The organism is Streptomyces sp. NPDC049541 (assembly GCF_044465725.1).
Classification (GTDB): domain Bacteria; phylum Actinomycetota; class Actinomycetes; order Streptomycetales; family Streptomycetaceae; genus Streptomyces.
The window spans coordinates 466,102-488,649 of record NZ_JBITLY010000006.1 but is presented as its reverse complement, the minus strand read 5'-3'; the positions used below and the strand labels follow the sequence as shown (position 1 = coordinate 488,649).

The following is a 22,548-nucleotide window of genomic DNA, read 5'->3' as shown; positions in this document are numbered from 1 at the left end:
GGTCTGGGGGCGGCAGCCCCCAGACCTCACCCCCGCAAAGCCTCCAGCTGGTCAACAAACCACTGCGCCGGCGGCAACGCCGTAGCCGCAGCAGCGAGCCGCTTCGACCGCTCCGCCCGCTCAGCCGCCGGCAGGCACAACGCGGCGTGCAGCGCCTCCGCCGTAGCCCTCACGTCGTACGGATTCACCGTCAGCGCGTCCTCGGCCAGTTCCTCGTACGCCCCCGCCTCCCGCGAAAGCACCAGCGCGCAGCCCTCGTCGGAGACGACCGGCACCTCCTTCGCGACGAGGTTCATGCCGTCCCGGATGGGGTTCACCAGGGCCACGTCCCCCAGCCGGTACGCGGCCAGCGAGCGGGCGAAGTCGTCCTTCAGGTGGAGCACGACCGGGGTCCAACCCGGCGTTCCGTACCGGGAGTTGATGTCCTCCGCGACCCTCTGCACCTCTGTCATGTAGTCCCGGTACACGGCCAGGTCCTGCCGCGACGGGTAGGCGAAGGCGACGTGCACGACCCGCTCCCGCCACTCGGGCCGGTCGTCGAGGAGCTGCTTGTACGCCAGCAGCCCGCGCACGATGTTCTTGGACAGCTCGGTGCGGTCGACGCGCACGATCGTCTTCCGGCCCTCGCCGATCTGCTCCCGCAGGGCCGCCATACGCTCGTCGACGTCCGCCTCGTGCGCCCGCCTGCGCAGGAAGTCCGCGTCCGCGCCCAGGCCGTGCACGCCGATCTCCGTGCCCCCGAGGCCGCCCACCACCGCCGTGGCGCACGCCGTGAAAGCGTCCGCCCAGCGCCGGGTCAAGAAACCCAGCCGGTCGGCGCCCAGCATGCCGTGCAGAAGCTGCTCGGCGATGTCGTCCGGCAGCATCCGGAAGTAGTCCACCGGCGCCCACGGCGTGTGCGAGAAGTGCCCGATGCGCAGATCGGGACGGAGCTCGCGGAGCAGGCCCGGCACCAGACACAGGTGGTAGTCCTGCACCAGCACCGCCGCGCCCTCGGCCGCCTCCTGGGCCAGCGCCTCGGCGAAGGCCCGGTTGTAGGTCTCGTACGAGGCCCACTGCCGCCGGAACTCCGCGTCGAACACCGGCTCGAGCGGCGTCTGGTACAGCATGTGGTGGACGAACCACAGCACCGAGTTCGCGATGCCGTTGTACGCGTCGGCGTGCACGTCGGCCGGGATGTCCAGCATCCGCACGCCGTCCTCGCCGACCCCGCGCCGTACCGCCTCGCGGTCGCCGTCGGACAGCGCCGAGCACACCCACAGGGCGTCCGCGTCGGGCCCGATCGCGGAGAGGCCGGAGACCAGCCCGCCGCCGCCGCGCCTGGCGGCCAGCGAGCCGTCCTCCTGCACTTCGTACGAGACCGGGCCGCGGTTGGACGCGACCAGCACCTGATGACCTGCGTGATGACCTGCGCCGTGCGTGGAAGCCATACGCCTCAACCTAGCCCGGCCCGTAAACGCTCAAACGTACGCATGCGCTCTGCGGGTGGACCGTATACACCGCGTCCACCCCGAAACGCGCCGCCTCAGGCGACCTTGCGCGACGCGTACTCCGCGATCTCCACCATCGGTGGCCGCTCCTCCGTGTCCACGGAGTAGGTGCGCGGCTCGAAGCCGTCCTCGCCCCGTTCGAACTGGGTGAGGGAGGGACGGATGAGATGGCCGCGGGCCAGCCGCAGCTGTGCCGTGCGGTAGATCGCGGCGGACATCCGGCCCAGCGCCTGCCCGTCCTGGTGGCGGTGCTTGCGCACCCCGACGTCCACCTGGGCGAGCGCGTCGAGGCCCACCAGGTGCAGGGCGTCGACCAGCATGCCCAGCTCGACGCCGTACCCGACGGGGAACGGCAGCTGTTCCAGCAGGCTGCGGCGGGCCGCGTACTCGCCGCCGAGCGGCTGCACGAAGCCCGCCAGCTGCGGCCAGTGCATGTTCAGCAGGGGGCGCGCCATCAGCTCGGTGACCCGGCCTCCCTGGCCCTGCGCGCCGGCCAGCGGACGGTCGTACATGCCCTTGACCAGGTCGACCCCCGGCTCGGTGAGCAGCGGGCCGACGATCCCGGAGACGAAGTCGGAGGAGAACTCCTTCAGGTCGGCGTCGATGAAGCAGACGATGTCCCCGCTCGTGACCAGGAGCGAGCGCCACAGCACCTCGCCCTTTCCGGGAACGGTCGGGATGCGGGGCAGGATGTCGTCACGGTGGACGACCCTGGCCCCGGCCGCCGCGGCGACCTCGGACGTGCGGTCGGTGGACCCCGAGTCGACGACGACGATCTCGTCGACGAGCGGAACCTGCTGCATCAGGTCGTGACGGATGATCGCGACGATGTCGCCGACCGTCTCCTCCTCGTTGAGCGCGGGCAGCACGACGCTGACCGACTGCCCGGTGCGCTGCTTGGCGGCGAGGATCTGGTGGAGAGGGCGATCGGTCAGGGACCAGGAGCGGGTGCTCAGCCAGCGCTCGACTTCTTCCAGCACGTAGGCGGCTCCTCTGCGTTCTCTCGGCGAGCGCGGGATCTGTGATCCATCTCGCGGTTCGGACGACTATCTCAACTGTCCTGGCCTTCGGTTACAGTCTTGAACAACGCTGGTGACCATCGCATGTCGGGGGTCGTCCCGCGTTGAACTAGTTGAACAACCGAATACCGCTCATCCAGAGGGGCAGAGGGACACGGCCCGATGAAGCCCCGGCAACCCTCCAGCCGGTCTCGTACCGATCGATGCTGATCGTTCCGCGAGGCTCCCGGCTAGGGAAGGTGCCAAATCCGTCTCACGGCGAGATGCGTCGTGAGGAAGATGAGGAGAAAGGGCCTCGCCTCACATGGCTGCGCAGACTGTTGCAAGCACCACCGACTCCACGACCGTCGACCTCGGTCCCGCCGCGGCGCTCTCCTGCCGAGAGTGCGGTCACCAGGTGCCCCTCGGCCCGGTCTTCGCCTGCGAGGAGTGTTTCGGCCCGCTCGAGATCGCGTACGACTTCTCGGCCTACGAGACCGAGGAGCTCCGCAAGCAGATCGAGGCGGGTCCCGCGAACATCTGGCGTTATGCGCCGCTGCTGCCCGTCCCGGCGGACGTGGCGGACAAGCCCAACATCAACCCCGGTTGGACCAAGCTCGTCAAGGCCGACAACCTCGCCCGCGAGCTGGGCGTGACCGGCGGCCTGTACGTCAAGGACGACTCCGGCAACCCGACGCACTCCTTCAAGGACCGGGTCGTCGCCCAGGCCATCGAGGCCGCCCGCGCCTTCGACTTCACCACCCTGTCCTGCTCGTCGACCGGCAACCTGGCCGGTGCGGTGGGTGCCGCGGCCGCCCGTGCCGGCTTCCGTTCCTGTGTGTTCATCCCGCACGACCTGGAGCAGGGCAAGGTCGTCATGGCCGCGGTCTACGGCGGCGAGCTCGTCGGCATCGACGGCAACTACGACGACGTGAACCGTTTCTGCTCCGAGCTGATCGGCGACCCGGCCGGCGAGGGCTGGGGCTTCGTCAACGTCAACCTGCGGCCGTACTACGCGGAGGGGTCCAAGACCCTGGCGTACGAGATCTGCGAGCAGCTCGGCTGGCGGCTGCCGGACCAGCTGGTCGTGCCGATCGCCTCCGGCTCTCAGCTCACGAAGATCGACAAGGGGCTGCAGGAGCTGATCAAGCTCGGGCTCGTCGAGGACAAGCCGTACAAGATCTTCGGGGCGCAGGCCGAGGGGTGCAGCCCTGTCTCCGTCGCGTACAAGGCGGGGCACGACGTCGTACGGCCGCAGAAGCCGAACACGATCGCCAAGTCGCTGGCCATCGGCAATCCGGCGGATGGTCCTTATGTCCTCGACATTGCCCGGCGTACCGGCGGGGCGGTGGAGGACGTGAACGACGAGCAGATCGTGGACGCGATCCGGCTGCTCGCCCGGACCGAGGGGATCTTTGCGGAGACCGCCGGTGGGGTGACCGTGGGTGTGACCCGCAAGTTGATCGAGAACGGTGTTCTCGACCCCGCTCTCACGACTGTCGTGCTGAACACGGGCGATGGCCTCAAGACCCTCGACGCGGTGGCCGGTACGGGGCTCACTGCGACGATTCGCCCGAGCCTTGAGTCGTTCCGTGAGGCGGGGCTCGCGTAGTTGCGCCCCGCGGCGGAGCCGCACATGGACACAGCCCCGCGCCCCTCAAAAGCCACACCCTGACCGGAGGTTCATCGTGAGCGTCAACGTTCGTATCCCTACCATCCTGCGCACCTACACCGGCGGGCAGGCCGAGGTGACTGCCGAAGGCGGCACCCTCGGCGAGGTCATCGCCGATCTCGAGAAGAACCACACCGGGATCGCCGCTCGCGTTCTCGACGACCAGGGGAAGCTGCGCCGCTTCGTCAACGTGTACGTGAACGACGACGACGTGCGGTTCGAGCAGGGGCTGGAGACGGCGACTCCGGACGGGGCGGGCGTCTCGATCATCCCGGCCGTGGCCGGAGGCTGACCGAAACAGGTCGGACGACCGATTATTACCGTCGGTAACGTTGATTACCGAGAGTTCATCGAATTGCCCCCTCCGTGAGAGAAGCGGAGGGGGCAATTCTGCATGGTTGAGCGCGGTACAGTTGGGGAACCTGCTCGACTCCGCTTGCCGCATGCATATGAGTTCTCACTTCTCGGGCAGCGAGAAGTAGCCAAAGTGTGCAGGTTTTTTGCGTCTTATGCTCCATTTATGGGGCCCGACTTGCCCTGAATTCGGGCGAATTCTCCCTAAAGTCCGGACCGCTCGTGCCCGGAATTCTCGTCCGATTGACCTGTTGCAGACGGCAGTTGGACAGATACATTCAGCCGCGGTCGACGCGTTCCGGCGCACGCCCCCAACCGTGGGGGGTGAGGTCTGACCCGGATCCGCGAAGTGTGGATCCGTGCAAGGGCCAGTAATAGGGGAGTTAGGCATGGCTCAGGGCACCGTCAAGTGGTTCAACGCGGAGAAGGGGTACGGCTTCATCGCGGTCGACGGTGGTGCGGATGTTTTCGTCCACTACAGTGCGATTCAGATGGACGGCTACCGCACCCTGGAAGAGGGTCAGCGGGTCGATTTCGAGATCTCGCAGGGCCAGAAGGGGCCGCAGGCGGACATGGTCCGTCTGGCGACCAGCTGAAGCACGCGCCGGGTTAACTGCAGCGACGTTCTTCTGTTCTTGATCGAAGGGTCCGCACCTGAGGGAGCGGGCCCTTCGGCATGTCCGGGGGCGGCCGCGGAGGAGGGGCCACCTCGCGAGAGCCGCTTGCACTCGCATGGGTCGAGTGCTAATCATTGGCGTTAGCACTCTGAAGGTGAGAGTGACAAAGATGGACCGGGTCGGTGAGGCCCGCAGGCCAGGTGGGGCAAGGAACCACGAGGCATGCGTGCCGTCCGTCGCGGGCGCGGGCGCGGTCCGAAGGAATCACCCCCAGTCCTGGAGGGACCACTTCACATGGCCAAGATCATCGCGTTCGACGAGGAGGCGCGGCGCGGCCTCGAGCGCGGCATGAACCAGCTCGCGGACGCCGTGAAGGTGACGCTCGGCCCCAAGGGCCGCAACGTCGTCCTCGAGAAGAAGTGGGGCGCCCCCACGATCACCAACGATGGTGTCTCCATCGCCAAGGAGATCGAACTCGAGGACCCGTACGAGAAGATCGGCGCCGAGCTGGTCAAGGAAGTCGCCAAGAAGACGGACGACGTCGCCGGTGACGGTACGACCACCGCGACCGTTCTCGCCCAGGCCCTGGTCAAGGAGGGCCTGCGCAACGTAGCCGCCGGCGCCAACCCGATGGCCCTCAAGCGCGGTATCGAGAAGGCCGTCGAGGCCGTCTCCGGTGCCCTGCTCGAGCAGGCCAAGGATGTCGAGACCAAGGAGCAGATCGCTTCCACGGCCTCCATCTCCGCCGCCGACACCCAGATCGGCGAGCTCATCGCCGAGGCCATGGACAAGGTCGGCAAGGAAGGCGTCATCACCGTCGAGGAGTCCCAGACCTTCGGTCTGGAGCTGGAGCTCACCGAGGGTATGCGCTTCGACAAGGGCTACATCTCGGCGTACTTCGCCACCGACATGGAGCGGATGGAGGCGTCGCTCGACGACCCGTACATCCTGATCGCCAACTCCAAGATCGGTTCCGTCAAGGACCTGCTCCCGCTCCTGGAGAAGGTCATGCAGTCGGGCAAGCCGCTGCTGATCATCGCCGAGGACGTCGAGGGCGAGGCCCTGTCGACCCTGGTCGTCAACAAGATCCGCGGCACCTTCAAGTCCGTCGCGGTCAAGGCCCCCGGCTTCGGCGACCGCCGCAAGGCGATGCTGAACGACATCGCCATCCTCACCGGTGGCGAGGTCATCTCCGAGGAGGTCGGTCTCAAGCTGGAGAACACCTCCCTCGACCTGCTGGGCCGCGCCCGCAAGGTGGTCATCACCAAGGACGAGACCACCATCGTCGACGGCGCCGGCTCCACGGAGCAGGTGCAGGGCCGGGTCAACCAGATCCGCGCCGAGATCGAGAACAGCGACTCGGACTACGACCGCGAGAAGCTGCAGGAGCGCCTGGCGAAGCTCGCCGGCGGTGTCGCGGTCATCAAGGCCGGTGCCGCCACCGAGGTGGAGCTCAAGGAGCGCAAGCACCGCATCGAGGACGCCGTCCGCAACGCGAAGGCCGCCGTCGAGGAGGGCATCGTCGCCGGTGGTGGCGTCGCGCTCATCCAGGCGTCCTCCGTCTTCGAGAAGCTGGACCTGCAGGGTGACGAGGCGACCGGCGCCAACGCCGTGCGCATCGCGCTCGAGGCCCCGCTGAAGCAGATCGCCGTCAACGCCGGCCTCGAGGGCGGCGTCGTGGTGGAGAAGGTCCGCAACCTCACCCCGGGTCACGGCCTCAACGCCGCGACCGGCGAGTACGTCGACCTGGTCAAGGAAGGCATCATCGACCCGGCGAAGGTCACGCGCTCTGCCCTGCAGAACGCCGCCTCCATCGCCGCGCTCTTCCTCACCACCGAGGCCGTCATCGCCGACAAGCCGGAGAAGGCCGCCGCGCCTGCCGGTGGCGGTATGCCGGGCGGTGACATGGACTTCTGATCGGCCTCCGGCTGATTCGGGTTCCAACCGAGGGCGGCACTCCCTGGAAACAGGGGGTGCCGCCCTCGGGCGTGTTCGAGGTCATAGGAGAGTTGCTTAAGCGGGTGCAACAATGCGTGTGCACATACCAGACGGTTGACGCAGCCACCGCACGAGGAGCCCACCCACGTGACCACCGCCCCCTCCCGCGCCGCCGAGGTCCTCTCCCGGCCCACCGCGATCAACGGACTGACCGTCCCCAACCGCATCGTCATGGCCCCCATGACACGCATGTTCTCCCCGGGCGGCATACCCGGCGAGGACGTGGTGTCGTACTACGCCCGCCGGGCCGCCGCCGGTGTCGGACTGATCGTCACCGAGGGCACGTACGTCGGCCACGAGTCGGCCGGCAACAGCGACCGCGTACCGCGCTTCCACGGCGAGGAGCAGCTCGCGGGCTGGCAGAAGGTCGCCGAGGCGGTGCATGCGGCGGGCGGCACGATCGTTCCGCAGCTGTGGCACATCGGCACGGTCCGCAACCAGGGCGACGGCCCCTACCCGGACGCCCCCTCGCACGGCCCCTCCGGTCTGCGCGTCACCGGCGTCGAGGACGCCACCCCCATGACGCAGGCCGACATCGACGCCGTCATCGGCGCGTTCGTCGAGTCCGCGGTCGCCGCCGAGCGCATCGGCTTCGACGGCGTCGAACTGCACGGCGCGCACGGCTACCTCCTCGACCAGTTCCTGTGGGCCGGCACCAACCGGCGTACGGACGCGTACGGCGGCGACCCCGTGGCCCGTACGAAGTTCGCGGCGGAGATCGTGGCGGCCGTACGGGAGGCCGTCTCGCCGGAGTTCCCGGTCATCTTCCGGTACTCGCAGTGGAAGCAGGAGGCGTACGACGCCCGGCTCGCCGAGACGCCGGAGGAACTGGAGGCCATCCTCGCGCCGCTGGCCGCCGCCGGTGTGGACGCGTTCCACGCCTCCACGCGGCGGTACTGGCTGCCGGAGTTCGACGGCTCCGACCTCAACCTCGCGGGCTGGACGAAGAAGCTGACCGGGCGGCCGACCATCACCGTCGGGTCGGTCGGGCTCGACGGGGACTTCATCCGCGGGTTCGCCGGGGAGGGGTCGCCGGTCCGGGGCATCGATGACCTGCTGGACCGGCTGGAGCGCGAGGAGTATGACTTCGTCGCCGTCGGACGGGCGCTGCTGCAGGATCCCGAGTGGGCGGCGAAGGTGCTGGCCGGGCGGAGTGATGAGCTTCAGCCGTACTCGGCGAGTGCGTTGAAGACGCTGAGCTGAGCAGCTGAGCTGTGCGGTGCGGGCCGGTGGGGGTGCGCGGCCCTTGGGGGGTGCGCACCCAGACCCCCCATCGGCCTTGGGCCTCGTCCTCAAACGCCGGACGGGCTGAAAACAGCGGCCGTACGGGCTGGTTGAAGATGGGCGTATGACGCACACTCCAGCCCGCCTCGCCACGCCCGCCGACATCGATGCCATCGTCTCCGTCTTCACCTCCGCCTTCCTTCACGACCCGGTGTGGGGGCCCGCCTTTCCCGACGAGGGGCGGCGGGCCGAGCAGGCGGCGGTCATGTGGCGGGTTTATGCGGGGTCCGCTCTGCGGTATCCGTGGACACTGGTGACGCCGGGCGTCGAGGCTGCCGCCGTCTGGATTCCGCCGGGCGGGGTCGAACTCACGGCTGAGGAGGCGGAGGGGCTGGAGGGGCGTCTGGCCGGGGTCACGAGCCCCGAGGTGGCGCGGGCGGTCATGCGGATCGGGGAGCAGTTCGAGGCGGCACATCCCAGCGAGCCGTTCTTCTACCTCACCATCCTCGGCACGCACAGCGATCATCGCGGCAAGGGGCTCGGGATGGCCCTGCTCGCCGAGAGCCTCGCCCGGATCGACGCCCTCGGAGCCCCCGCCTACCTGGAGTCGACCAACCCCGCCAATCTCGAGCGGTACGAGAGCGTCGGATTTACCGTGAGGGACGAGATCACCCTTGCCACCGGCCAGGTGGTGACGACCATGTGGCGGCCCGCAGCAGTCCAGACCAGGAGTTGATGATGACGACCACTGTCGTGCGTACCGTCGCCGGAGCCGTGCGTGGGCGCCGTGAGGACGGGCTGACGGTGTTCCGCGGCATTCCGTTCGCCGAACCGCCCGTCGGGAAGGACCGGTTCGGGGCGCCGCGGCCGGTGCGGGCCTGGGAGGGGACCCGGGAGGCGTACGAGTTCGGGCCGCCGCCTCCCCAGGAGTCCGGCTTCCAGGGGCGCAGGGCCGTGCTGAACGTCCCCGAGGGCGATGACTGGCTGACCGTCAATGTCTGGACTCCGGAGGCGGATTCGGGCGGTCTTCGGCCGGTGATGGTGTGGATCTACGGCGGGGCCTACAAGCTGGGGCACTCCGGCAGTCCCGGTTACGACGCGCAGCGCATCGCGCGTGACGGTGACCTGGTCGTCGTGACGCTCAACTACCGGGTGGGGATCGAGGGGTTCGCGCTCATCGAGGGGGCGCCTGCCAACCGCGGGCTGCTCGACCAGGTGGCCGCGCTGGAGTGGGTGCGGGACAACATCGCCGAGTTCGGCGGGGACCCCGGGCAGGTGACCGTCTTCGGGGAGTCCGCGGGGGCCGGGTCGGTGGCCTCGCTGCTGGCCATGCCGAGCGCGCGGGGCCTCTTCCGGCGGGCGGTCGCGCAGAGCGTGCCGGGCACCTACTTCTCCGGCGAGCTGGCCCGTGACATCGCCTCCGCCATCGCGGAGGAGGCGGGACTGCGGCCGACCGCGGCCGATCTCGCGACCGTCGATCCCCTGCAACTGACCTCGGTGGGCGAGGCGTTGAGCGCGCGGATGATGTCGTACGCGGACCGGTGGGGGCAGGTGGCGCCGACGGCCACCCCCTTCTCGCCGGTGGTCGACGGCGAGGTGCTGCCGTGCACGCCCTGGCAGGCGCTGAGGGCGGGCGCGGCGAAGGACGTCGACCTGCTCGTCGGGCACAACCGGGACGAGTTCCGGCTGTTCCTCGCGCTCGGCGGGATGCTGGGCAAGATCGGGGAGGAGCAGGCGGGCTGGGCGCTGCGGACGTTCGGGCCGGGGCCGGACGGGGAGCGGGCGTACCGCGCGGCCTTCCCGGAGGCCACGCCGGGTGAGCTGTTCGAGCGCGTGCAGACGGACTGGCTGTTCAACATGCCTTCCCTGCATCTGGCCGAGGCGCAGCTCGCGGGCGGCGGTCGCGCTCACCTGTACGAGCTGACCTGGGCGGCCCCCGGCGGCGGGGGCGGCCTCGGCGCCTGCCACGGGCTGGACATTCCGCTGCTGTTCGGCACGTTCCAGGCGGACCTGGGGCAGTTGCTGTTCGCGGGTACGGGGGCCACCGCGGAGGGGGAGGCGCTGTCGTCCCGTTTCCGGGAGTCCTGGACGGCGTTCGCGCGGACCGGGGATCCGGGCTGGCCGGCGTTCGAGCCGGGGGAGCGCCTGGTCCAGGTGCTGGACGCCGGGCCGAAGGCGCAGGTCGGGCCGTATCCGGAGGAGACCTCACGACGGCTGTGGGAGGGGTACGAGTTCGCGCCCCTCCCGCTGCTCAAGTAGACGGCGCTAGAGGTTTCCGAGCGGCTCGATGTCGACCTTCACGGGTGTGCCCCAGACGCGCAGCACCTCGTAGTCGGTGAACTCGTGCACCAGCCGGTACGCCATCGCGGGGCGGGGCCCGCGGCGCTGAGCGGCCAGATACAGCTCGGCCTCGCGCCGGTCCCGTCTCGGCGTCCCGCACAGGTGCCAGGTCTGGCCGTTCCACGCCTCCGGCAGCCAGCGCTGCTGGGGCTGGGGGCGGTCGGCGCTGACGCCGTAGCGGGAGGGGGCGGTCTCGGTGGCGTGCGCGGGAACGGGGCCGCCGTTGAACTCGGCGCGGCGGGCCGCACGGCGCCGGGTCTCGCAGAGCAGGCAGAGGTCGTGGGCGTTCTCGTCGACCGGGCCGTTCGGGTGCTCGCGGCAGCGGGTGGCGGGCGCGGCGGACGTGACGCTCTCGTCCAGCAGGTCCAGTGCGCGGCGGAGGTCGGCCTTGACCTCGTGGAGCCTGGAGTCGGGGGTGTCCGCGGTGAGGGCCTCGCCGTGCTCGCCGAGGAGGCGGAGGGCGCGGCCCAGGGCGGTCAGTTGGGCGTGGTTCATGGTCGGTCGGCCCGGTCCTTCCGTTGCTCGGGGGCTCAGGGTGGGCAACATCCCTCAGGAACACGGGGAGGCGTCATGGGCAAGGGTAAGCGGGAGCGTGACAGAGCGCTGGCCATGGGGGCGGACGCTGCCTATGGCCGCTACGTGCGGTTCGCCTGCCCTGCCTTTTCGAATGCCTGGATCTTCTTCGGGCCCCCGGCCGCGTTCATGGGGTGGGGCACCACGCTCGATCTCGTGCACATCGTCAGAGGGGAGGGCGGCATCGGGCACGGCTGGTTCGCCCCCCTCGGTGTATTCGTGACCCTGGTCTCGGGTTACGCCACTTTCTCGGACCGCATCGAGCGCCGCGTGGGCGGCCCCACTCCCCGGCTGTACTGCTTCCAGCACGGTGTCGTGGTGGCCACCCGAGGTGTCCTGAGGGCCTATCGCTGGACCGAGCTCACCATCCACCACCAGAAATGGGAGAGGAGCACCGGGGAGGGCATCGACGCGGGAACCAGAAGCACCGTGAAGGCGCAGGACGGCAGCGTGGTCGTCGTGTTCACCGGGGACGAGCCGGACCGCGCCGGGGGCTGGGAGATGGAACAGCTTCACAAGGCGGCGATGCCCGGACCCGGTACCCCGGCGCCGGTCACGTCATCGACGCCACGCCCTCGACGAACGCCGCCCAGGCCGCCGTACCGAAAGCGAGCTTCGGGCCGTCAGGGTTCTTGGAATCGCGTACGGGGACGACGCCGGGGTGGGCGTCGGTGACCTCCAGGCACTCATTGCCGCCGCCGCCGCTGTAGCTCGACTTGAACCAGGTGGCCGCGATCAGGTCGTAGTCAGGGATGTTCCTCATGGGCGTAATCCTGCGCCAACGCCTCGATCAGGGCCAGGGACTTCTCCTGCGGGAGTGCGGAGGCCACGAGAAGGTCGAACCTGAACCTCAGTCGAGAGACCGTGGCCGGGTCGTCCTCCAGCCGCCCGGTGCCCGGCCCCTCGAAATAGACCAGCGGTGGCGCGTCCTCGAACTCCATCAGTCTCAGGGCACCTTCCATCGCCGCGTGCGCCCCCGCGCCGAATGGCAGCACCTGAGCGATGACCCGCCTTCGGCGGATCAGGGAGGTGATGTGGCGCATCGACTCCGCCATCACCTCTCGACCCCCGGTCTCCCGGCGCAGGGCCGCCTCGTCAATCACCGTCCACAACACCGGCTTTGTTGGGTGGTCGAGCAGGCGGGTCCGGTCCATGCGGCCTTCTACCCAGGCGTCGATGGTTTCCTCCGACGCCGTGGGGTCGTACGCGCGGTTCACGGCCCGTGCGTACGCGGGTGTCTGGAGCAGCCCGGGAATCAGGAGTTGCGCGTACTGCCTGATCATCGTCGAGTGGGCCTCGGCCTCCGCTGCCTCCACGAAGTCCTCGTGATACTTGGACTTGGCCGCCGCCTTGCAATTCCGGGCGAAGAAGCCCCCCGTCTCCAACACCTCATCCAGCAACCGCGCATACTCCGGCTGCATCCGCCGAGTCCCCGCCTCCAACTGCCCGATGAAAGACCCGCTCACGAACAGCCGTAGCCCCAGCTCCTCCTGGCTCAACCCGGCCTTCTCGCGCGCGTGCCGCAATTCCGCGCCCAGCAGAGCCCGTGGCGATGACGACGGATCGAGGTCCTTCGGTCCCGGCATGTGCAACTCCCTGTCGGACGGAGGGGGTTGTTGGAACGTTTCGTATGGCCAGGTTAGGGGCGTTGCGGACACGCTGTGTTGTGAACAGCAAACTCAGCGTGGAGGTAGGAGCGACGTGCGGTCGACCGAAGAAGTCGTCGAAAGCCTGCGGGAGGCCCTCACGGGCGTCGGGGTGGCGCTGCCGTCCCTGTGCGTCGATCCCGTGACCGCGGCGAGCGAGGAGCCGTTCGCGCTCGTCGACCTCGGGCGCTGCAATGTCCGTACGGCGGAGAAGCTGGCGTCCGTGCTGCGCGGGGAGCGGCCGGCGGTCGGTGCGTACGCAACCGATGTGCGGGACGGGCGGCTCGGTGAGGTCATGGGGCATGTCGGCGGGCGGGTGCAGCTGCGGCCGGTCGGCGGCGGCCGGGAGTGGGAGTGCCCGCCGGAGGCGGTGGGGGTGGCGCCGCCGGAGGAGGTGCTGCGGGCTCGGGTGCGCAGGGCCAACAACGAAGGCCGGCTGCCTTGCTGAGGGGTGAGTACACCGCAGCCTCGGTGTCAGGCAGCCGAATGTGCGACGAAAGTGACCTCCTCGCGATCGTCGTCCAAGGCGATGTTCAGGGAAGCGTCCAGGGCCAGGGCCAGGCGTCGCAGCAAGGGGAGAGTCGGTACGGTGTCGGCGCCTTCGACGCGGGAGATCTTCGCCTGGGTGAGCCCGGCGCGCTCGGCGAGCTCGGCCTGGGACAACCCCAGTTCCTTGCGGCGGTCGTACACGGCCTTGGCGAAGGCCATGGCCAGCCGGATCTCCGCGCGCTCGGCCGCGACCTCCGGGGACTCCGTGTCCCCCTCGGCCAGCTTCTTCTCGCGGGCCAGCCTCCAGTGGGTGTGGTTCATCGCGGGGCTCCTTCCTCGCCGCGGCTGTACGTCCTGTGAGCCGGTCCGTGCCCGTCGGCGCACACCTTACGGGTGGCCACCGCACGGGCAACCTGTGCCGCCTCGTGCATCCGGGTCTTGCGGAAGACGGTGAGCAACACGATGCGGTGCTCCGGTGCGAACCAGTACGTGATCCGCGTGGCCACACCGCCCAGCGTGGGGCGCAGTTCGTACACCCCTTCTTCCAGAGGCCGAGCGAATGGCATGGGTGTCCGCGGCCCCAGGGTGGCGAGCACATCGGCGTACTCCTCCACCTTCCGGTGCTGGTTGTCGGGAAGCAGCTCAAGCCAGGACCGCACCTCGGGCTCCAACTCGATCACGTACAGGTCGTTCATGCCGCGCACCGTATTATGTCGCCAACAGCATAAACTCTGTGGTGGGCGACGGTCACCGGAACGAGTGATACAGGGCCTGCAGAATGCCTGCCTGCAGCCCTGACGGTCAGCGGGCCGCAGCCGCCAGCGCCGCCCGTAGATGCCCGTCCGAGTCCTCCAGCAGGCGGGCCGCCGTGGGGCCGTCGACGTCGGCCAGGAGGGTGAGGATCGCGTTCTTCACCTCGCCGTCGGTGGCCGCGAGGGCGCGCTCGATCTCGTCGTCCGAGGCGCCCGTGGCGAGGGCGACGATCCGGCGCGAGCGGGCGCGCAGCTTCTCGTTCGAGGCGCGTACGTCGACCATCAGGTTCCCGTAGGTCTTGCCGAGCCGGATCATCGTGATCGTCGAGAGCATGTTGAGGACGAGCTTCTGCGCCGTGCCCGCCTTGAGGCGGGTGGAGCCGGTGAGCAGCTCCGGGCCGACGACGACCTCGATGCCGTGCTCGGCGGCCGCCGCCAGCGCGCTGTCGGCGTTGCAGGCGAGGCCGATGGTCAACGCTCCCCGCGCGCGAGCGTGCCGCACGGCGGCGATCGCGTACGGGGTGCGGCCGGAGGCGGAGACGCCGACCACGGTGTCGGCGGCGAGCAGGCGCAGGGCGTCGAGATCGCTGCGGGCGAGCTCCGCGGAGTCCTCGGCGCCCTCGACGGAGGTGACCATGGCGTCGGGGCCGCCCGCGATCAGGCCGACGACCTGCTCCGGGTCGGTGTTGAAGGTGGGCGGGCACTCGGAGGCGTCCAGCACGCCGAGCCGGCCGGCGGTGCCGGCACCGGCGTAGATCAGCCGCCCGCCCCGCGCCATCCGCTCGGCGACGGCGTCGATCGCGGCGGCGATGGCCGGAAGCTGCCGGGCCACGGCTGCCGGGACGGTGGCGTCCTCGCCGTTCATGAGCCGGGCGATGTCGAGCGTGGGCAACCGGTCGATCTCGGCGAGCTCGGGCCGGAAGGCCTCGGTGGTCAGCGATTCCAACTCGGCGCGGAGATCACGGGGGTTGGAGGTGGAGGTCATGGGGGCGGCTCTTTCAGATGTGCGGTCCGGTCTCGTGTCTGCGACTGCCTGCACTGCCTACGACGTCTGCTGTGACTACCTGTGACTACCTGCGGTGCCGGTGCGCCAGTGCCTCGTACGAAGCGGCCAGCGCCGGCGCCGCCGTCTCGTACGTCTTCTGCGCCACCCCCACGAACAGGCAGTCCACCACGAGGAGTTGACTGGTCCGGGAGGACATGGCCGCGGGCCTCAACTCGCTCTCCCGCGCGGTCGACGTCGTCAGCACATGGTCGGCGTACTGGGCGACCGCCCCGTCCGGCCGGCCCGTGATCGCCACCGTCGTGGCCCCGCGCTCGAAGGCGACCCGCAACGGCTCGATGACGTCCCCGGTGGACCCGGAGTGCGTGATCGCGATGGCGACGTCCCCCGACCGCAACTGCACCGCGTTCGTCACGGCCAGATGCGGATCACTGTGCGCCTGGGCTATCAGCCCTATCCGCAACAGCTTCTGGGTGAGGTCCTGGGCGACGAGGCCGGACGCCCCGACGCCGTACACATCGATGCGCCGCGCGACCGCCGCCGCGGCGACCGCCGCCCCCAACTGCACCGTGTCCAGCCCGGCCGCCGTGTCGGCCAGCGTCTGCTGCTCGTCGTACGCGAGTTTCGCCACGACGTCGGCGATCGGATCGTCGACCGCGATGTCGGTGGTGATGGCGGGCGCCCGCCCCGACTGCTGCTGCGCCGCGAGCCCGGCGAGCGCGAGCCGCAGATCCCGGTATCCGGGATACCCGAGCAGCCGGGCCGTCCGTACGACCGTCGCCTCGCTGGTGCCGGTCAGCTCGGCGAGGCCGGTGACCGTGAGGGCCGCGCAGCCGGCCGGGTCGCCCGCGACGGCCTCGGCGACGCGCTGCATGGAGCGGGTCATGGAGGGTGCGAGCGTGCGCACCTTCGCGGCGAGGGCGGCGGGAGCGGGGGGCGCGCTCGCCCGGCCTGCCGCACCGGAGAAAATTTCCTTCACGTCCTGGGTCACTCATGAAAGATATTTTCGGCGCGGTGTCCCGGTCAAGAGTGCGCACAATGGGGGCATGCACCCCATCAGCCCCCTGGAGCAGGCGCTGCACGCGGCACGCGCCCTCGTACTCGCCGATCTGGCCGCGGGCGAGGTCGCCGCGGCGGACGTGGTGTCCATGGTCGAGGAGTCCGTCGTCCAGCGGCGATGGTGGGTGGAGCAGTGGCCGGAGGGCGTCGAGTACGTCGCCGGGCTGGTCGCGCAGGACGTCCAGGACGCCCTGCTGGAGACATACGGCCGCTGGCCCCTGTGCCCGGTCTGCGGCGGCGGCGACCCGCACGCCCTCGACGTCGAGCCGGAGCTCGGCCCCGACCCGCACTGGGTCTGCCACAAGGCGGGCGTGAAGGTCGCCCCGGTCGGCACGCTGGGCACCGCAACGGGCGGGTCGTCGTCCTCGTGACCGTGTACATCGACCCACCGACCTGGCCCGGCCACGGTCGCATGTGGTCCCACCTGATCAGCGACGTCTCCTTCGACGAACTGCACGCGTTCGCCGAGAAGCTGGGCGTCCCCTCGCGCGCCTTCGAGCGGGACCACTACGACATCCCGTCGCACCGGTATGCGGATGTGGTCGCGGCCGGTGCGGTGGAGGTCAGCAGCCGGGAGGTGGTGCGGCTGCTGACGGGGGCGGGACTCCGGCGGCCGAAGGGGCGGCCTCAGCGCCCCAGTTCGTAGACCAGCCCCTCCTCGTCCTCGCCCGTCTTCCTGAAGCCCGCGCGGGTGACCACCGAATGGGAGGGGATGTTGTCCCGTTCGATCGTGGCGAAGAGGGTGTGGACGTCGTCCCTTGCCAGGGCCCAGTCGGACAGGGCGCGCACGGCCTCGGTCGCGTAGCCGTGGCCGCGGGCCGGTTCGGTGAGGTCGTAGCCGATCTCCGTGCGGCCCTCCTCGTCGGGGACGCCGTGGAAGCCGATGCCGCCGATGGCGCGGCCGTCCTCGCGGCGTACGAGGGCGAAGACGCCGAACTCCGGGCGGTGCAGGCCCTCTTCGTACGCCTTCAGCATGAAGCCCGAGGCCTCCCGGGTGCCGTCGTACGGGCCGCCCTCGATCCAGTCGAAGCCGCCGTCGCCGCCCGCCGCCAGGTCACGTGCGGCCGCGGGGGTGATGCCCTGGAGGGTGAGGCGGTCGGTGGGGAGGACCAGGTTGTTGTTCCAGCGCCACTCGGTGAGGCGGGCGCGGCCGGGGAGTTCGCCGCGGCCGGTGGCCCAGAGGAAGGTGCGCCAGTGGTCGGGGGACGGCTGGACGTGCGGGAAGATGCGGGTGAGGACGGACTCGGCCAGTGCGGCCGGGGGCTCGTACTCCAGGCCGAGGCCGCCCGCGATGTCGTATGTGTGGGCGAGGACCTCGGCCACGCCCATCGCGGCGAAGCCCTCGCGGTTCGCGCTGCGGAACGGGTACGGGTGGAAGGCGCGGGCCTCGCGCGGCGCGGTGCGGACGGCGGCGGCGAGCAGGGCGCCCATCGACTCGATCAGGTGCAGCAGGCCGGTGTTGTCGGTGCCCTCGTCGAGGGTGATCTCGAAGGGGACGTAGCCGTCCTTCGCGCCCCCGGCCAGGTTGGCGGCGTACCCGATGAGGTCCTCCGCGATGTGGAACGCCGTCTCGTGGCAGCTCCACTCCAGCCCGGAAGCCTTCACCTCCGTCCAGTCCCGGTCCACCGCCGGCCGCAGCGCTGCCACGCAGCCCGCCACGGCCTCTTCCACCTGGTCCCCGCCCCATGAATGCATGGGGCGCAGGCTATGCGGACGGGCCGGTCGGGAGCGACAGCATTTCCAGCTCGGAGGCGAGGTTGTACCGCGCCGTCGCCTCCCACTGCGTCTGGCCGTACGGCGTCCTGAACAGGCTCGGCAGGTCGAGGAGTTGGCGCAGGATCGCGGCCCGGCCCGTGCGGAAGGCCTCGCTCGGGACGAAGTGGTACTCCTCGCGTACGGCGGCCGTGTACGCGGCGTACGCGGACGGGGGCGAGGCGAGGATCGCGAGGTCCGCGTCGCACAGGACCTGGCCGTCGCGGTCGTCCTCGGCCGGGTCGTGGCCGACGGTGAGGCGGACCAGGCGGGCCACCTCGGCGGTCTTCGTCTCGGAGAGGCCCGCCTCGGGGAGGGCGCGCTCGGCGAGGCGGGCCGAGCGTTCCTCGTTCTCGGAGCGGTCGGGGAAGTAGACCGCGTCGTGGAACCAGGCGGCGAGGCGTACGACGTCCGGGTCGGCCGCGTACTTCTCCAGTACGTCGACGTGGTCGAGGACCGCGGTGAGGTGCGCGAGCGTGTGGTAGTGGCGCTGCGGTTCCTGCCAGCGGGCGAGGAGGTTGTCCGCGTACGGGGCCGGGTCGGGCCCGGCGGCGGGAGCCCGGGCTCCTTCCAGGGCGCGGGCCCAGCGGGTGCGCAGGGCGTCGACATCGGGGCGGGCGGGATCGGCCATGCGCTCATTCTCCCGCCTCTCCGGCGGGAGCGGCCTCTCCCGTCGATCACCCCGTGCCCCTAGCGTGACCCTCATGACGACCACTGATGACGTACGCGACCCCGAACTGCCCGGACGCCTCCTGACCGTCGAGCGCGACGCCCTGATCCCGCTCCTCCGCGCCCGCCCGGACGCGGACTTCGCACTGCCCACCACCGCGTGTCCGGGGTGGACGGTGCGGGATGTTCTCGCGCACTGTTCCTCCGCGCTGCTGAGGGTCGTGGAGAGCCGTTTCGAGGAGGGCGTCTTCTCGCCCGCCTCCAACGACCGGGACATCGCCGAGCGCGCCGACTGGACGAACCAGCAGGTCGTGGACGAGCTGGAGCGCGGGATGACCGAGGCGGGACCGGCGATCGCCAAGGCGGGCGGTGTGCTGGACCGGGTCGCGCTGGGCGAGTGGGTGCACGCGGGCGACGTACGGGACGTCTGGGGTGAGCCGGGGGCTTACGGCGGCCCCGGCCTCCCGGACGCCCTCGCCCTCCTCGCCCGGATCACCCGCGAGCGGGGCCGCCTGCCGCTGCACGCCGACCTCGACGACGTGGACGAGCCGCTGCTGCTCGGAGAGGCGAGCGGGGAGCGGAACCCGGCGCGCTTCATCGGCCACTCCGCAACCCTCGTACGGCTCTACGCGGGCCGTGCGGTGCCGGAGGGCACGTCGTACGAGCTGGTGGGAGCGGAGCCGGCGGAGCTGAACATGTTCGGCTGACGGACCGCGGCTGGGGCCGGGGCCGGGGCGATCGCCCCCGCCGTCCCTACCCGTGGCGTACCGGGGGCCGGCCCCCGGACCCCCGCTCCTCAAACGCCGGAGGGGCTGAATTTTCGCCGGCCGGAGCTTGATCCTTCAGCCCGTCTGGCAGGCCCTGTGGGCCGCGGCGCCGGGGGGGCGATCTCGCGGGGGCCGGCCCCGTCGTCGTACCCTGAGATTGGACTAGACCTGTAGCCGCTCCAGGGGAACACCGACGGAAGGGGTCCTATGAGCATGCGTGCAGTCCTGGAGGTGATCGCCCTCGACGCCGAGGACGCGGTTGCCGCCCAGGCCGGAGGCGCGGACCGGCTGGAGCTGGTTACCGACATGGCGGCCGACGGGCTGACCCCGCCGGTCGAGACCTTCGCCGGGATCCGGGCCGCCGTCGAGATCGACCTGCGCGTGATGCTGCGGCCGGCGGACGGGTTCGCGGCGGGAGACGACGAAGGAGTCGCGCGGCTGGTCCGGGCGGCCCGGGAGCTGCGGGCGGCCGGGGCCGACCAGTTCGTGCTCGGGTTCCTCGACGCCGGCGGGCAGGTCGACCTGGACGCCGTGGAGCGGCTCGTGGCGGAACTCGACGGCTGCCGCTGGACCTTCCACCGCGCGATCGACCGGGCCGCGGACCGGGACGCCCTGCGCAAGCAGCTGGACGGCCTGCCGGGGCACGACACCTACCTCACGGCCGGTTCGGCCGCCGGGGTGGACGACGGCCTCCCCACCCTGCTCGCCGAGGCGGCACGGTACGGGGAGCCCGGCTACGAGCCGCGGATCATGGTCGGCGGCGGGCTGCGCCTGGACCATGTGCCGCAGCTCAGGGCCGCCGGGATCGACGCCTTTCACATCGGCGGGGCCGCCAGGCCGGGAGGCTGGCAGCACCCGGTCTCGGCGGAGTCGGTACGGGAGTGGCGGCAGGTCCTGGACGGGTCTTGAGCGGGGCCCCCTACTCGGCCAGCTGCGGCGGCAGCGGCGCCGCATGCGTCACGATCAGCCCGGACACCGCGCGGGTCAGCGCCACGTACAGGCGGCGCAGGCCGGTCCGTTCGTCGGGCTCGCCGTCCACCACCGCCTGCGGCTCGTCCAGGACCACGTAGTCGTACTCCAGGCCCTTCGCGAGCGACGCCGGGACCAGGGTGAGGCGGGTCTCGGCCGTCGTCTCCTCACCGGGGTCCAGGTAGCCGATCCCGGCCGCCGTCAGCGCCTTTGCCAGTGCCGGCACGCGGGCGTCGGCCGCGATCAGGCCCGTCGAGCCCTCGTTGCGGAGCAACTCCTCGCAGGCGGCGACCACTTCGGAGTCGTCCTCGATCGGGCGGAGGGCGAAGAAGCCCGGGTTCTCGCGGACCGACGCGACCGGCGTGAGGCCGGGCGCGATGTGCGGCAGCAGCCGGGAGGCGTAGGTGATGACGTCGGTCGGGACACGGAAACCGGCCGTCAGCTCCTCGATCAGGCCGTCCGGCTTGCCGAGGTGGGCCAGTGCCTCGTCCCAGCTCCGGGTCGCCCAGGGCGTGGTGCCCTGCGCCAGGTCGCCGAGGACGGTCGCCGAACCGGTGGTGCAGCGGCGGCCGACCGCGCGGTACTGCATGGGGGAGAGATCCTGCGCCTCGTCCAGGACCACATGCCCGAGGGAGTGCGTCCGCTGCACGAGGTCCGTGGTCTCGTCGATCAACACGGCGTCCGCCGCGGACCACTTGGCGGCTTTGACACTCCGTACGGCCCTTTTGCCAGATCCAGGCAGCGCCCAGAGGATCGCCTTCTGCTCCTCCTCGTCCAGGATCCCGTCGGCGTGTTCGGCGAGGAAGTCCGCGTCCGTCAGCAGGCGCAGCACCAGTTTCGCCGGGTCGACCGGCGGCCACATCTGTTTGACGGCCGCCTTGACCGCCGCGTTGCGGGCCACCGCGTCCTGCACCCGGTCGTCCGGAGCCTCCCCCGACCGCTCCATCTGCACCAGCACGGCGTGCGCGATGCGCTGCGGGAGGGCCTCGCGGGCGGCGCCGTAGCGGATGCCGCGGTCGAGCAACTCCCGGACGATGGCCTCCAGTTCGTATGCGGGCACCCGCCAGCGGCGGGAGCCGCGCACGACGACGACCGGTTCGGTGGGCATGGTGACGTGGGAGTGGACGGCCCGCCGCAGCACCTCCGCCATCCTCGCGTCGCCCTTGACGACCGCGGCCGCCGCGTCGTCGGTGCCCCGGATCTCGATGCCCCCCGCCACGAGGTCGTCCACGGTGGCCTGCTGGACCGTCAACTCGCCGAGCGCGGGCAGGACCTGCTCGATGTAGTGCAGGAAGGACCGGTTCGGCCCGATGACGAGCGTGCCGGTGCGGGCGAGCCGCTCGCGGTGGGCGTAGAGCAGATACGCGACGCGGTGCAGGCCGACGGCTGTCTTCCCGGTCCCGGGGCCTCCCTGCACGCACACCGTCCCACCCAGCCCGGACCTCACGATCTCGTCCTGCTCGGGCTGGATGGTCGCCACGATGTCCCGCATCGGGCCCACGCGCGGGCGCTCGATCTCCTGCTGGAGCAGTTTGCTGGTGCGGGCGGCCTCCGCCGGGTCGGAGAGGTGCTCGTCCTCGTACGCGGTGATGTCGCCGCGGGTGTACCCGAAGCGGCGGCGCAGCGCGATGTCCAGCGGGTCCTTCTTCGACGCCCGGTAGAACGGCTGGGACACCGGCGCACGCCAGTCGATGACCATCGGGTCGCCGTCGGCGTCGTGCACATGCCGACGCCCGATATAGAAGCGCTCGCCCGCCGCCCCCTCGGCCTGCTCGGCGCCGGGAGCGTGCAGGTAGTCGAGCCGGCCGAAGAACAGCGGGGTGTCGCTGAGGTCGGCCAGCGCCTTGATGCGGTCGTCGATCTGGCGGGCCAGGACCTCGGCGTTGACCCAGTTCGCGGTGACGTCGCTGATGTCGAGCGACTCGACGTCCTCCCGCATGGCGCGCAGGGCGGCACGGGACTCCGCGAGGTGGGCGCGCTCGCGGGAGAGGGGGTCGTCGAGAGGGGCGGGGTCGTCGACGGGCGTGGACAAGGCGGTGCCTCCGAAGGTGCTGCGGGCTGGGGCTGCGAGGTGCCGGCCGGTTTCCGTCCGGGCGGCGGCTCTCCGTGGAGGGAGGCGGGCAAGAGCGGAGATTCTAGGTGAACGAGGGAGACGGAGGCCAACGGATTTTCGGCC

General features: G+C 70.7%; 24 protein-coding genes and 1 riboswitch. Of the genes, 12 read left to right on the top strand and 12 right to left on the bottom strand.

Going from position 1 to position 22,548, the window contains the following annotated elements:
• Positions 1 to 26: 26 nt before the first annotated feature.
• Both ACIBW9_RS24760 and ACIBW9_RS24755 read right to left on the bottom strand, forming a co-directional pair.
• A complete protein-coding gene (locus ACIBW9_RS24760) occupies positions 27 to 1,430 on the bottom strand; it encodes a trehalose-6-phosphate synthase (protein WP_398958449.1) in 1,404 nt (467 codons plus the stop codon).
• 95 nt (positions 1,431 to 1,525) lie between these two features.
• Positions 1,526 to 2,470, bottom strand: a complete 945-nt coding sequence (locus tag ACIBW9_RS24755; RefSeq protein WP_398958448.1) for a glucosyl-3-phosphoglycerate synthase — start codon at positions 2,468 to 2,470, stop codon at positions 1,526 to 1,528.
• Between the two features lie 168 nt (positions 2,471 to 2,638).
• A riboswitch (SAM riboswitch) is annotated at positions 2,639 to 2,795 on the top strand.
• A gap of 18 nt (positions 2,796 to 2,813) precedes the next feature.
• Between ACIBW9_RS24755 and thrC the strand changes: the two genes are divergently transcribed.
• The 7 genes from thrC (at position 2,814) to ACIBW9_RS24720 (ending at position 10,612) form a co-directional block, all read left to right on the top strand.
• Positions 2,814 to 4,100: a threonine synthase gene (gene thrC / locus ACIBW9_RS24750; protein WP_398958446.1), complete on the top strand. Its 1,287-nt coding sequence runs from the start codon at positions 2,814 to 2,816 to the stop codon at positions 4,098 to 4,100.
• A 76-nt stretch (positions 4,101 to 4,176) separates the two neighbouring features.
• Complete coding sequence (locus tag ACIBW9_RS24745; RefSeq protein ID WP_030941262.1) at positions 4,177 to 4,452, top strand: MoaD/ThiS family protein; 276 nt, start codon at positions 4,177 to 4,179, stop codon at positions 4,450 to 4,452.
• 451 nt (positions 4,453 to 4,903) lie between these two features.
• The gene (locus ACIBW9_RS24740; RefSeq protein WP_019057200.1) at positions 4,904 to 5,110 is read left to right on the top strand and encodes a cold-shock protein; all 207 of its coding nucleotides are present in this window, start codon (positions 4,904 to 4,906) and stop codon (positions 5,108 to 5,110) included.
• A 315-nt stretch (positions 5,111 to 5,425) separates the two neighbouring features.
• Positions 5,426 to 7,048 carry a chaperonin GroEL gene (gene groL, locus ACIBW9_RS24735; protein WP_398958444.1) on the top strand — a complete coding sequence of 541 codons (1,623 nt, stop codon included), beginning with the start codon at positions 5,426 to 5,428 and terminating at the stop codon, positions 7,046 to 7,048.
• A gap of 168 nt (positions 7,049 to 7,216) precedes the next feature.
• Positions 7,217 to 8,332 (top strand): NADH:flavin oxidoreductase, encoded by a 1,116-nt coding sequence (locus ACIBW9_RS24730; protein WP_398958442.1) that lies wholly within the window; start codon positions 7,217 to 7,219, stop codon positions 8,330 to 8,332.
• A 145-nt stretch (positions 8,333 to 8,477) separates the two neighbouring features.
• A complete protein-coding gene (locus tag ACIBW9_RS24725) occupies positions 8,478 to 9,089 on the top strand; it encodes a GNAT family N-acetyltransferase (RefSeq protein WP_398958440.1) in 612 nt (203 codons plus the stop codon).
• A gap of 2 nt (positions 9,090 to 9,091) precedes the next feature.
• Positions 9,092 to 10,612, top strand: a complete 1,521-nt coding sequence (locus tag ACIBW9_RS24720; protein ID WP_398958438.1) for a carboxylesterase/lipase family protein — start codon at positions 9,092 to 9,094, stop codon at positions 10,610 to 10,612.
• 6 nt (positions 10,613 to 10,618) lie between these two features.
• Here the strand turns inward: ACIBW9_RS24720 and ACIBW9_RS24715 are convergent, their stop codons facing one another.
• From ACIBW9_RS24715 to ACIBW9_RS24705, 3 genes are all read right to left on the bottom strand, one after another.
• Positions 10,619 to 11,188 (bottom strand): hypothetical protein, encoded by a 570-nt coding sequence (locus ACIBW9_RS24715; protein WP_398958436.1) that lies wholly within the window; start codon positions 11,186 to 11,188, stop codon positions 10,619 to 10,621.
• A gap of 631 nt (positions 11,189 to 11,819) precedes the next feature.
• Positions 11,820 to 12,029, bottom strand: a complete 210-nt coding sequence (locus ACIBW9_RS24710) for a DUF397 domain-containing protein (RefSeq protein ID WP_398958434.1) — start codon at positions 12,027 to 12,029, stop codon at positions 11,820 to 11,822.
• The gene (locus tag ACIBW9_RS24705) at positions 12,013 to 12,852 is read right to left on the bottom strand and encodes a helix-turn-helix domain-containing protein (protein WP_398958433.1); all 840 of its coding nucleotides are present in this window, start codon (positions 12,850 to 12,852) and stop codon (positions 12,013 to 12,015) included. The genes ACIBW9_RS24710 and ACIBW9_RS24705 overlap by 17 nt, the downstream gene beginning before the upstream one ends.
• Before the next feature lie 115 nt (positions 12,853 to 12,967).
• On the opposite strand from ACIBW9_RS24705, the gene ACIBW9_RS24700 reads away from it, so the two are divergent.
• Positions 12,968 to 13,360, top strand: coding sequence for a hypothetical protein (locus tag ACIBW9_RS24700; protein WP_398958431.1), 393 nt, complete (start codon positions 12,968 to 12,970; stop codon positions 13,358 to 13,360).
• Between the two features lie 26 nt (positions 13,361 to 13,386).
• Here the strand turns inward: ACIBW9_RS24700 and ACIBW9_RS24695 are convergent, their stop codons facing one another.
• The 4 genes from ACIBW9_RS24695 to ACIBW9_RS24680 all read right to left on the bottom strand — a co-directional run bounded on the left by ACIBW9_RS24695 (position 13,387) and on the right by ACIBW9_RS24680 (position 16,147).
• Entirely contained in the window at positions 13,387 to 13,722 is a 336-nt protein-coding gene (locus tag ACIBW9_RS24695; RefSeq protein ID WP_398958429.1) for a helix-turn-helix domain-containing protein, read from the bottom strand.
• Complete coding sequence (locus tag ACIBW9_RS24690) at positions 13,719 to 14,096, bottom strand: type II toxin-antitoxin system RelE/ParE family toxin (protein WP_398958427.1); 378 nt, start codon at positions 14,094 to 14,096, stop codon at positions 13,719 to 13,721. The genes ACIBW9_RS24695 and ACIBW9_RS24690 overlap by 4 nt, the downstream gene beginning before the upstream one ends.
• A 106-nt stretch (positions 14,097 to 14,202) precedes the next feature.
• The gene (murQ, locus tag ACIBW9_RS24685) at positions 14,203 to 15,138 is read right to left on the bottom strand and encodes an N-acetylmuramic acid 6-phosphate etherase (protein WP_398958425.1); all 936 of its coding nucleotides are present in this window, start codon (positions 15,136 to 15,138) and stop codon (positions 14,203 to 14,205) included.
• Between the two features lie 85 nt (positions 15,139 to 15,223).
• A complete protein-coding gene (locus tag ACIBW9_RS24680; protein ID WP_398958423.1) occupies positions 15,224 to 16,147 on the bottom strand; it encodes a MurR/RpiR family transcriptional regulator in 924 nt (307 codons plus the stop codon).
• Positions 16,148 to 16,202: 55 nt separating this feature from the next.
• On the opposite strand from ACIBW9_RS24680, the gene ACIBW9_RS24675 reads away from it, so the two are divergent.
• Together ACIBW9_RS24675 and ACIBW9_RS24670 are read left to right on the top strand one after the other, a co-directional pair.
• Positions 16,203 to 16,586, top strand: coding sequence for a hypothetical protein (locus tag ACIBW9_RS24675; RefSeq protein WP_398958421.1), 384 nt, complete (start codon positions 16,203 to 16,205; stop codon positions 16,584 to 16,586).
• A complete protein-coding gene (locus ACIBW9_RS24670) occupies positions 16,583 to 16,861 on the top strand; it encodes a DUF4031 domain-containing protein (RefSeq protein WP_398958419.1) in 279 nt (92 codons plus the stop codon). Before ACIBW9_RS24675 ends, ACIBW9_RS24670 begins: the two co-directional genes overlap by 4 nt.
• Here the strand turns inward: ACIBW9_RS24670 and ACIBW9_RS24665 are convergent.
• Positions 16,843 to 17,910: a GNAT family N-acetyltransferase gene (locus tag ACIBW9_RS24665; RefSeq protein ID WP_398958417.1), complete on the bottom strand. Its 1,068-nt coding sequence runs from the start codon at positions 17,908 to 17,910 to the stop codon at positions 16,843 to 16,845. The genes ACIBW9_RS24670 and ACIBW9_RS24665 overlap by 19 nt on opposite strands.
• 10 nt (positions 17,911 to 17,920) lie before the next feature.
• On the bottom strand, positions 17,921 to 18,598 hold the full coding sequence (locus ACIBW9_RS24660) for a hypothetical protein (protein ID WP_398958415.1): 678 nt from the start codon (positions 18,596 to 18,598) through the stop codon (positions 17,921 to 17,923).
• A 73-nt stretch (positions 18,599 to 18,671) separates the two neighbouring features.
• On the opposite strand from ACIBW9_RS24660, the gene ACIBW9_RS24655 reads away from it, so the two are divergent.
• Both ACIBW9_RS24655 and ACIBW9_RS24650 read left to right on the top strand, forming a co-directional pair.
• Positions 18,672 to 19,343 carry a maleylpyruvate isomerase family mycothiol-dependent enzyme gene (locus ACIBW9_RS24655; protein WP_398958413.1) on the top strand — a complete coding sequence of 224 codons (672 nt, stop codon included), beginning with the start codon at positions 18,672 to 18,674 and terminating at the stop codon, positions 19,341 to 19,343.
• A gap of 267 nt (positions 19,344 to 19,610) precedes the next feature.
• The gene (locus ACIBW9_RS24650) at positions 19,611 to 20,312 is read left to right on the top strand and encodes a copper homeostasis protein CutC (protein WP_398958410.1); all 702 of its coding nucleotides are present in this window, start codon (positions 19,611 to 19,613) and stop codon (positions 20,310 to 20,312) included.
• A 10-nt stretch (positions 20,313 to 20,322) separates the two neighbouring features.
• Here the strand turns inward: ACIBW9_RS24650 and ACIBW9_RS24645 are convergent, their stop codons facing one another.
• The gene (locus tag ACIBW9_RS24645; protein WP_398958409.1) at positions 20,323 to 22,404 is read right to left on the bottom strand and encodes a HelD family protein; all 2,082 of its coding nucleotides are present in this window, start codon (positions 22,402 to 22,404) and stop codon (positions 20,323 to 20,325) included.
• Positions 22,405 to 22,548 lie beyond the last annotated feature (144 nt).

Bases quoted from the DNA above. Each gene is read 5' to 3' on its own strand.
- ACIBW9_RS24760 (WP_398958449.1), bottom strand. From the start codon at position 1,430: ATGGCTTCCACGCACGGCGCAGGTCATCACGCAGGTCATCAGGTGCTG.
- thrC (WP_398958446.1), top strand. From the start codon at position 2,814: ATGGCTGCGCAGACTGTTGCAAGCACCACCGACTCCACGACCGTCGAC.
- ACIBW9_RS24740 (WP_019057200.1), top strand. From the start codon at position 4,904: ATGGCTCAGGGCACCGTCAAGTGGTTCAACGCGGAGAAGGGGTACGGC.
- groL (WP_398958444.1), top strand. From the start codon at position 5,426: ATGGCCAAGATCATCGCGTTCGACGAGGAGGCGCGGCGCGGCCTCGAG.
- ACIBW9_RS24725 (WP_398958440.1), top strand. From the start codon at position 8,478: ATGACGCACACTCCAGCCCGCCTCGCCACGCCCGCCGACATCGATGCC.
- ACIBW9_RS24720 (WP_398958438.1), top strand. From the start codon at position 9,092: ATGACGACCACTGTCGTGCGTACCGTCGCCGGAGCCGTGCGTGGGCGC.
- ACIBW9_RS24715 (WP_398958436.1), bottom strand. From the start codon at position 11,188: ATGAACCACGCCCAACTGACCGCCCTGGGCCGCGCCCTCCGCCTCCTC.
- ACIBW9_RS24710 (WP_398958434.1), bottom strand. From the start codon at position 12,029: ATGAGGAACATCCCTGACTACGACCTGATCGCGGCCACCTGGTTCAAG.
- ACIBW9_RS24705 (WP_398958433.1), bottom strand. From the start codon at position 12,852: ATGCCGGGACCGAAGGACCTCGATCCGTCGTCATCGCCACGGGCTCTG.
- ACIBW9_RS24695 (WP_398958429.1), bottom strand. From the start codon at position 13,722: ATGAACCACACCCACTGGAGGCTGGCCCGCGAGAAGAAGCTGGCCGAG.
- ACIBW9_RS24690 (WP_398958427.1), bottom strand. From the start codon at position 14,096: ATGAACGACCTGTACGTGATCGAGTTGGAGCCCGAGGTGCGGTCCTGG.
- murQ (WP_398958425.1), bottom strand. From the start codon at position 15,138: ATGACCTCCACCTCCAACCCCCGTGATCTCCGCGCCGAGTTGGAATCG.
- ACIBW9_RS24675 (WP_398958421.1), top strand. From the start codon at position 16,203: ATGCACCCCATCAGCCCCCTGGAGCAGGCGCTGCACGCGGCACGCGCC.
- ACIBW9_RS24665 (WP_398958417.1), bottom strand. From the start codon at position 17,910: ATGCATTCATGGGGCGGGGACCAGGTGGAAGAGGCCGTGGCGGGCTGC.
- ACIBW9_RS24660 (WP_398958415.1), bottom strand. From the start codon at position 18,598: ATGGCCGATCCCGCCCGCCCCGATGTCGACGCCCTGCGCACCCGCTGG.
- ACIBW9_RS24655 (WP_398958413.1), top strand. From the start codon at position 18,672: ATGACGACCACTGATGACGTACGCGACCCCGAACTGCCCGGACGCCTC.
- ACIBW9_RS24650 (WP_398958410.1), top strand. From the start codon at position 19,611: ATGAGCATGCGTGCAGTCCTGGAGGTGATCGCCCTCGACGCCGAGGAC.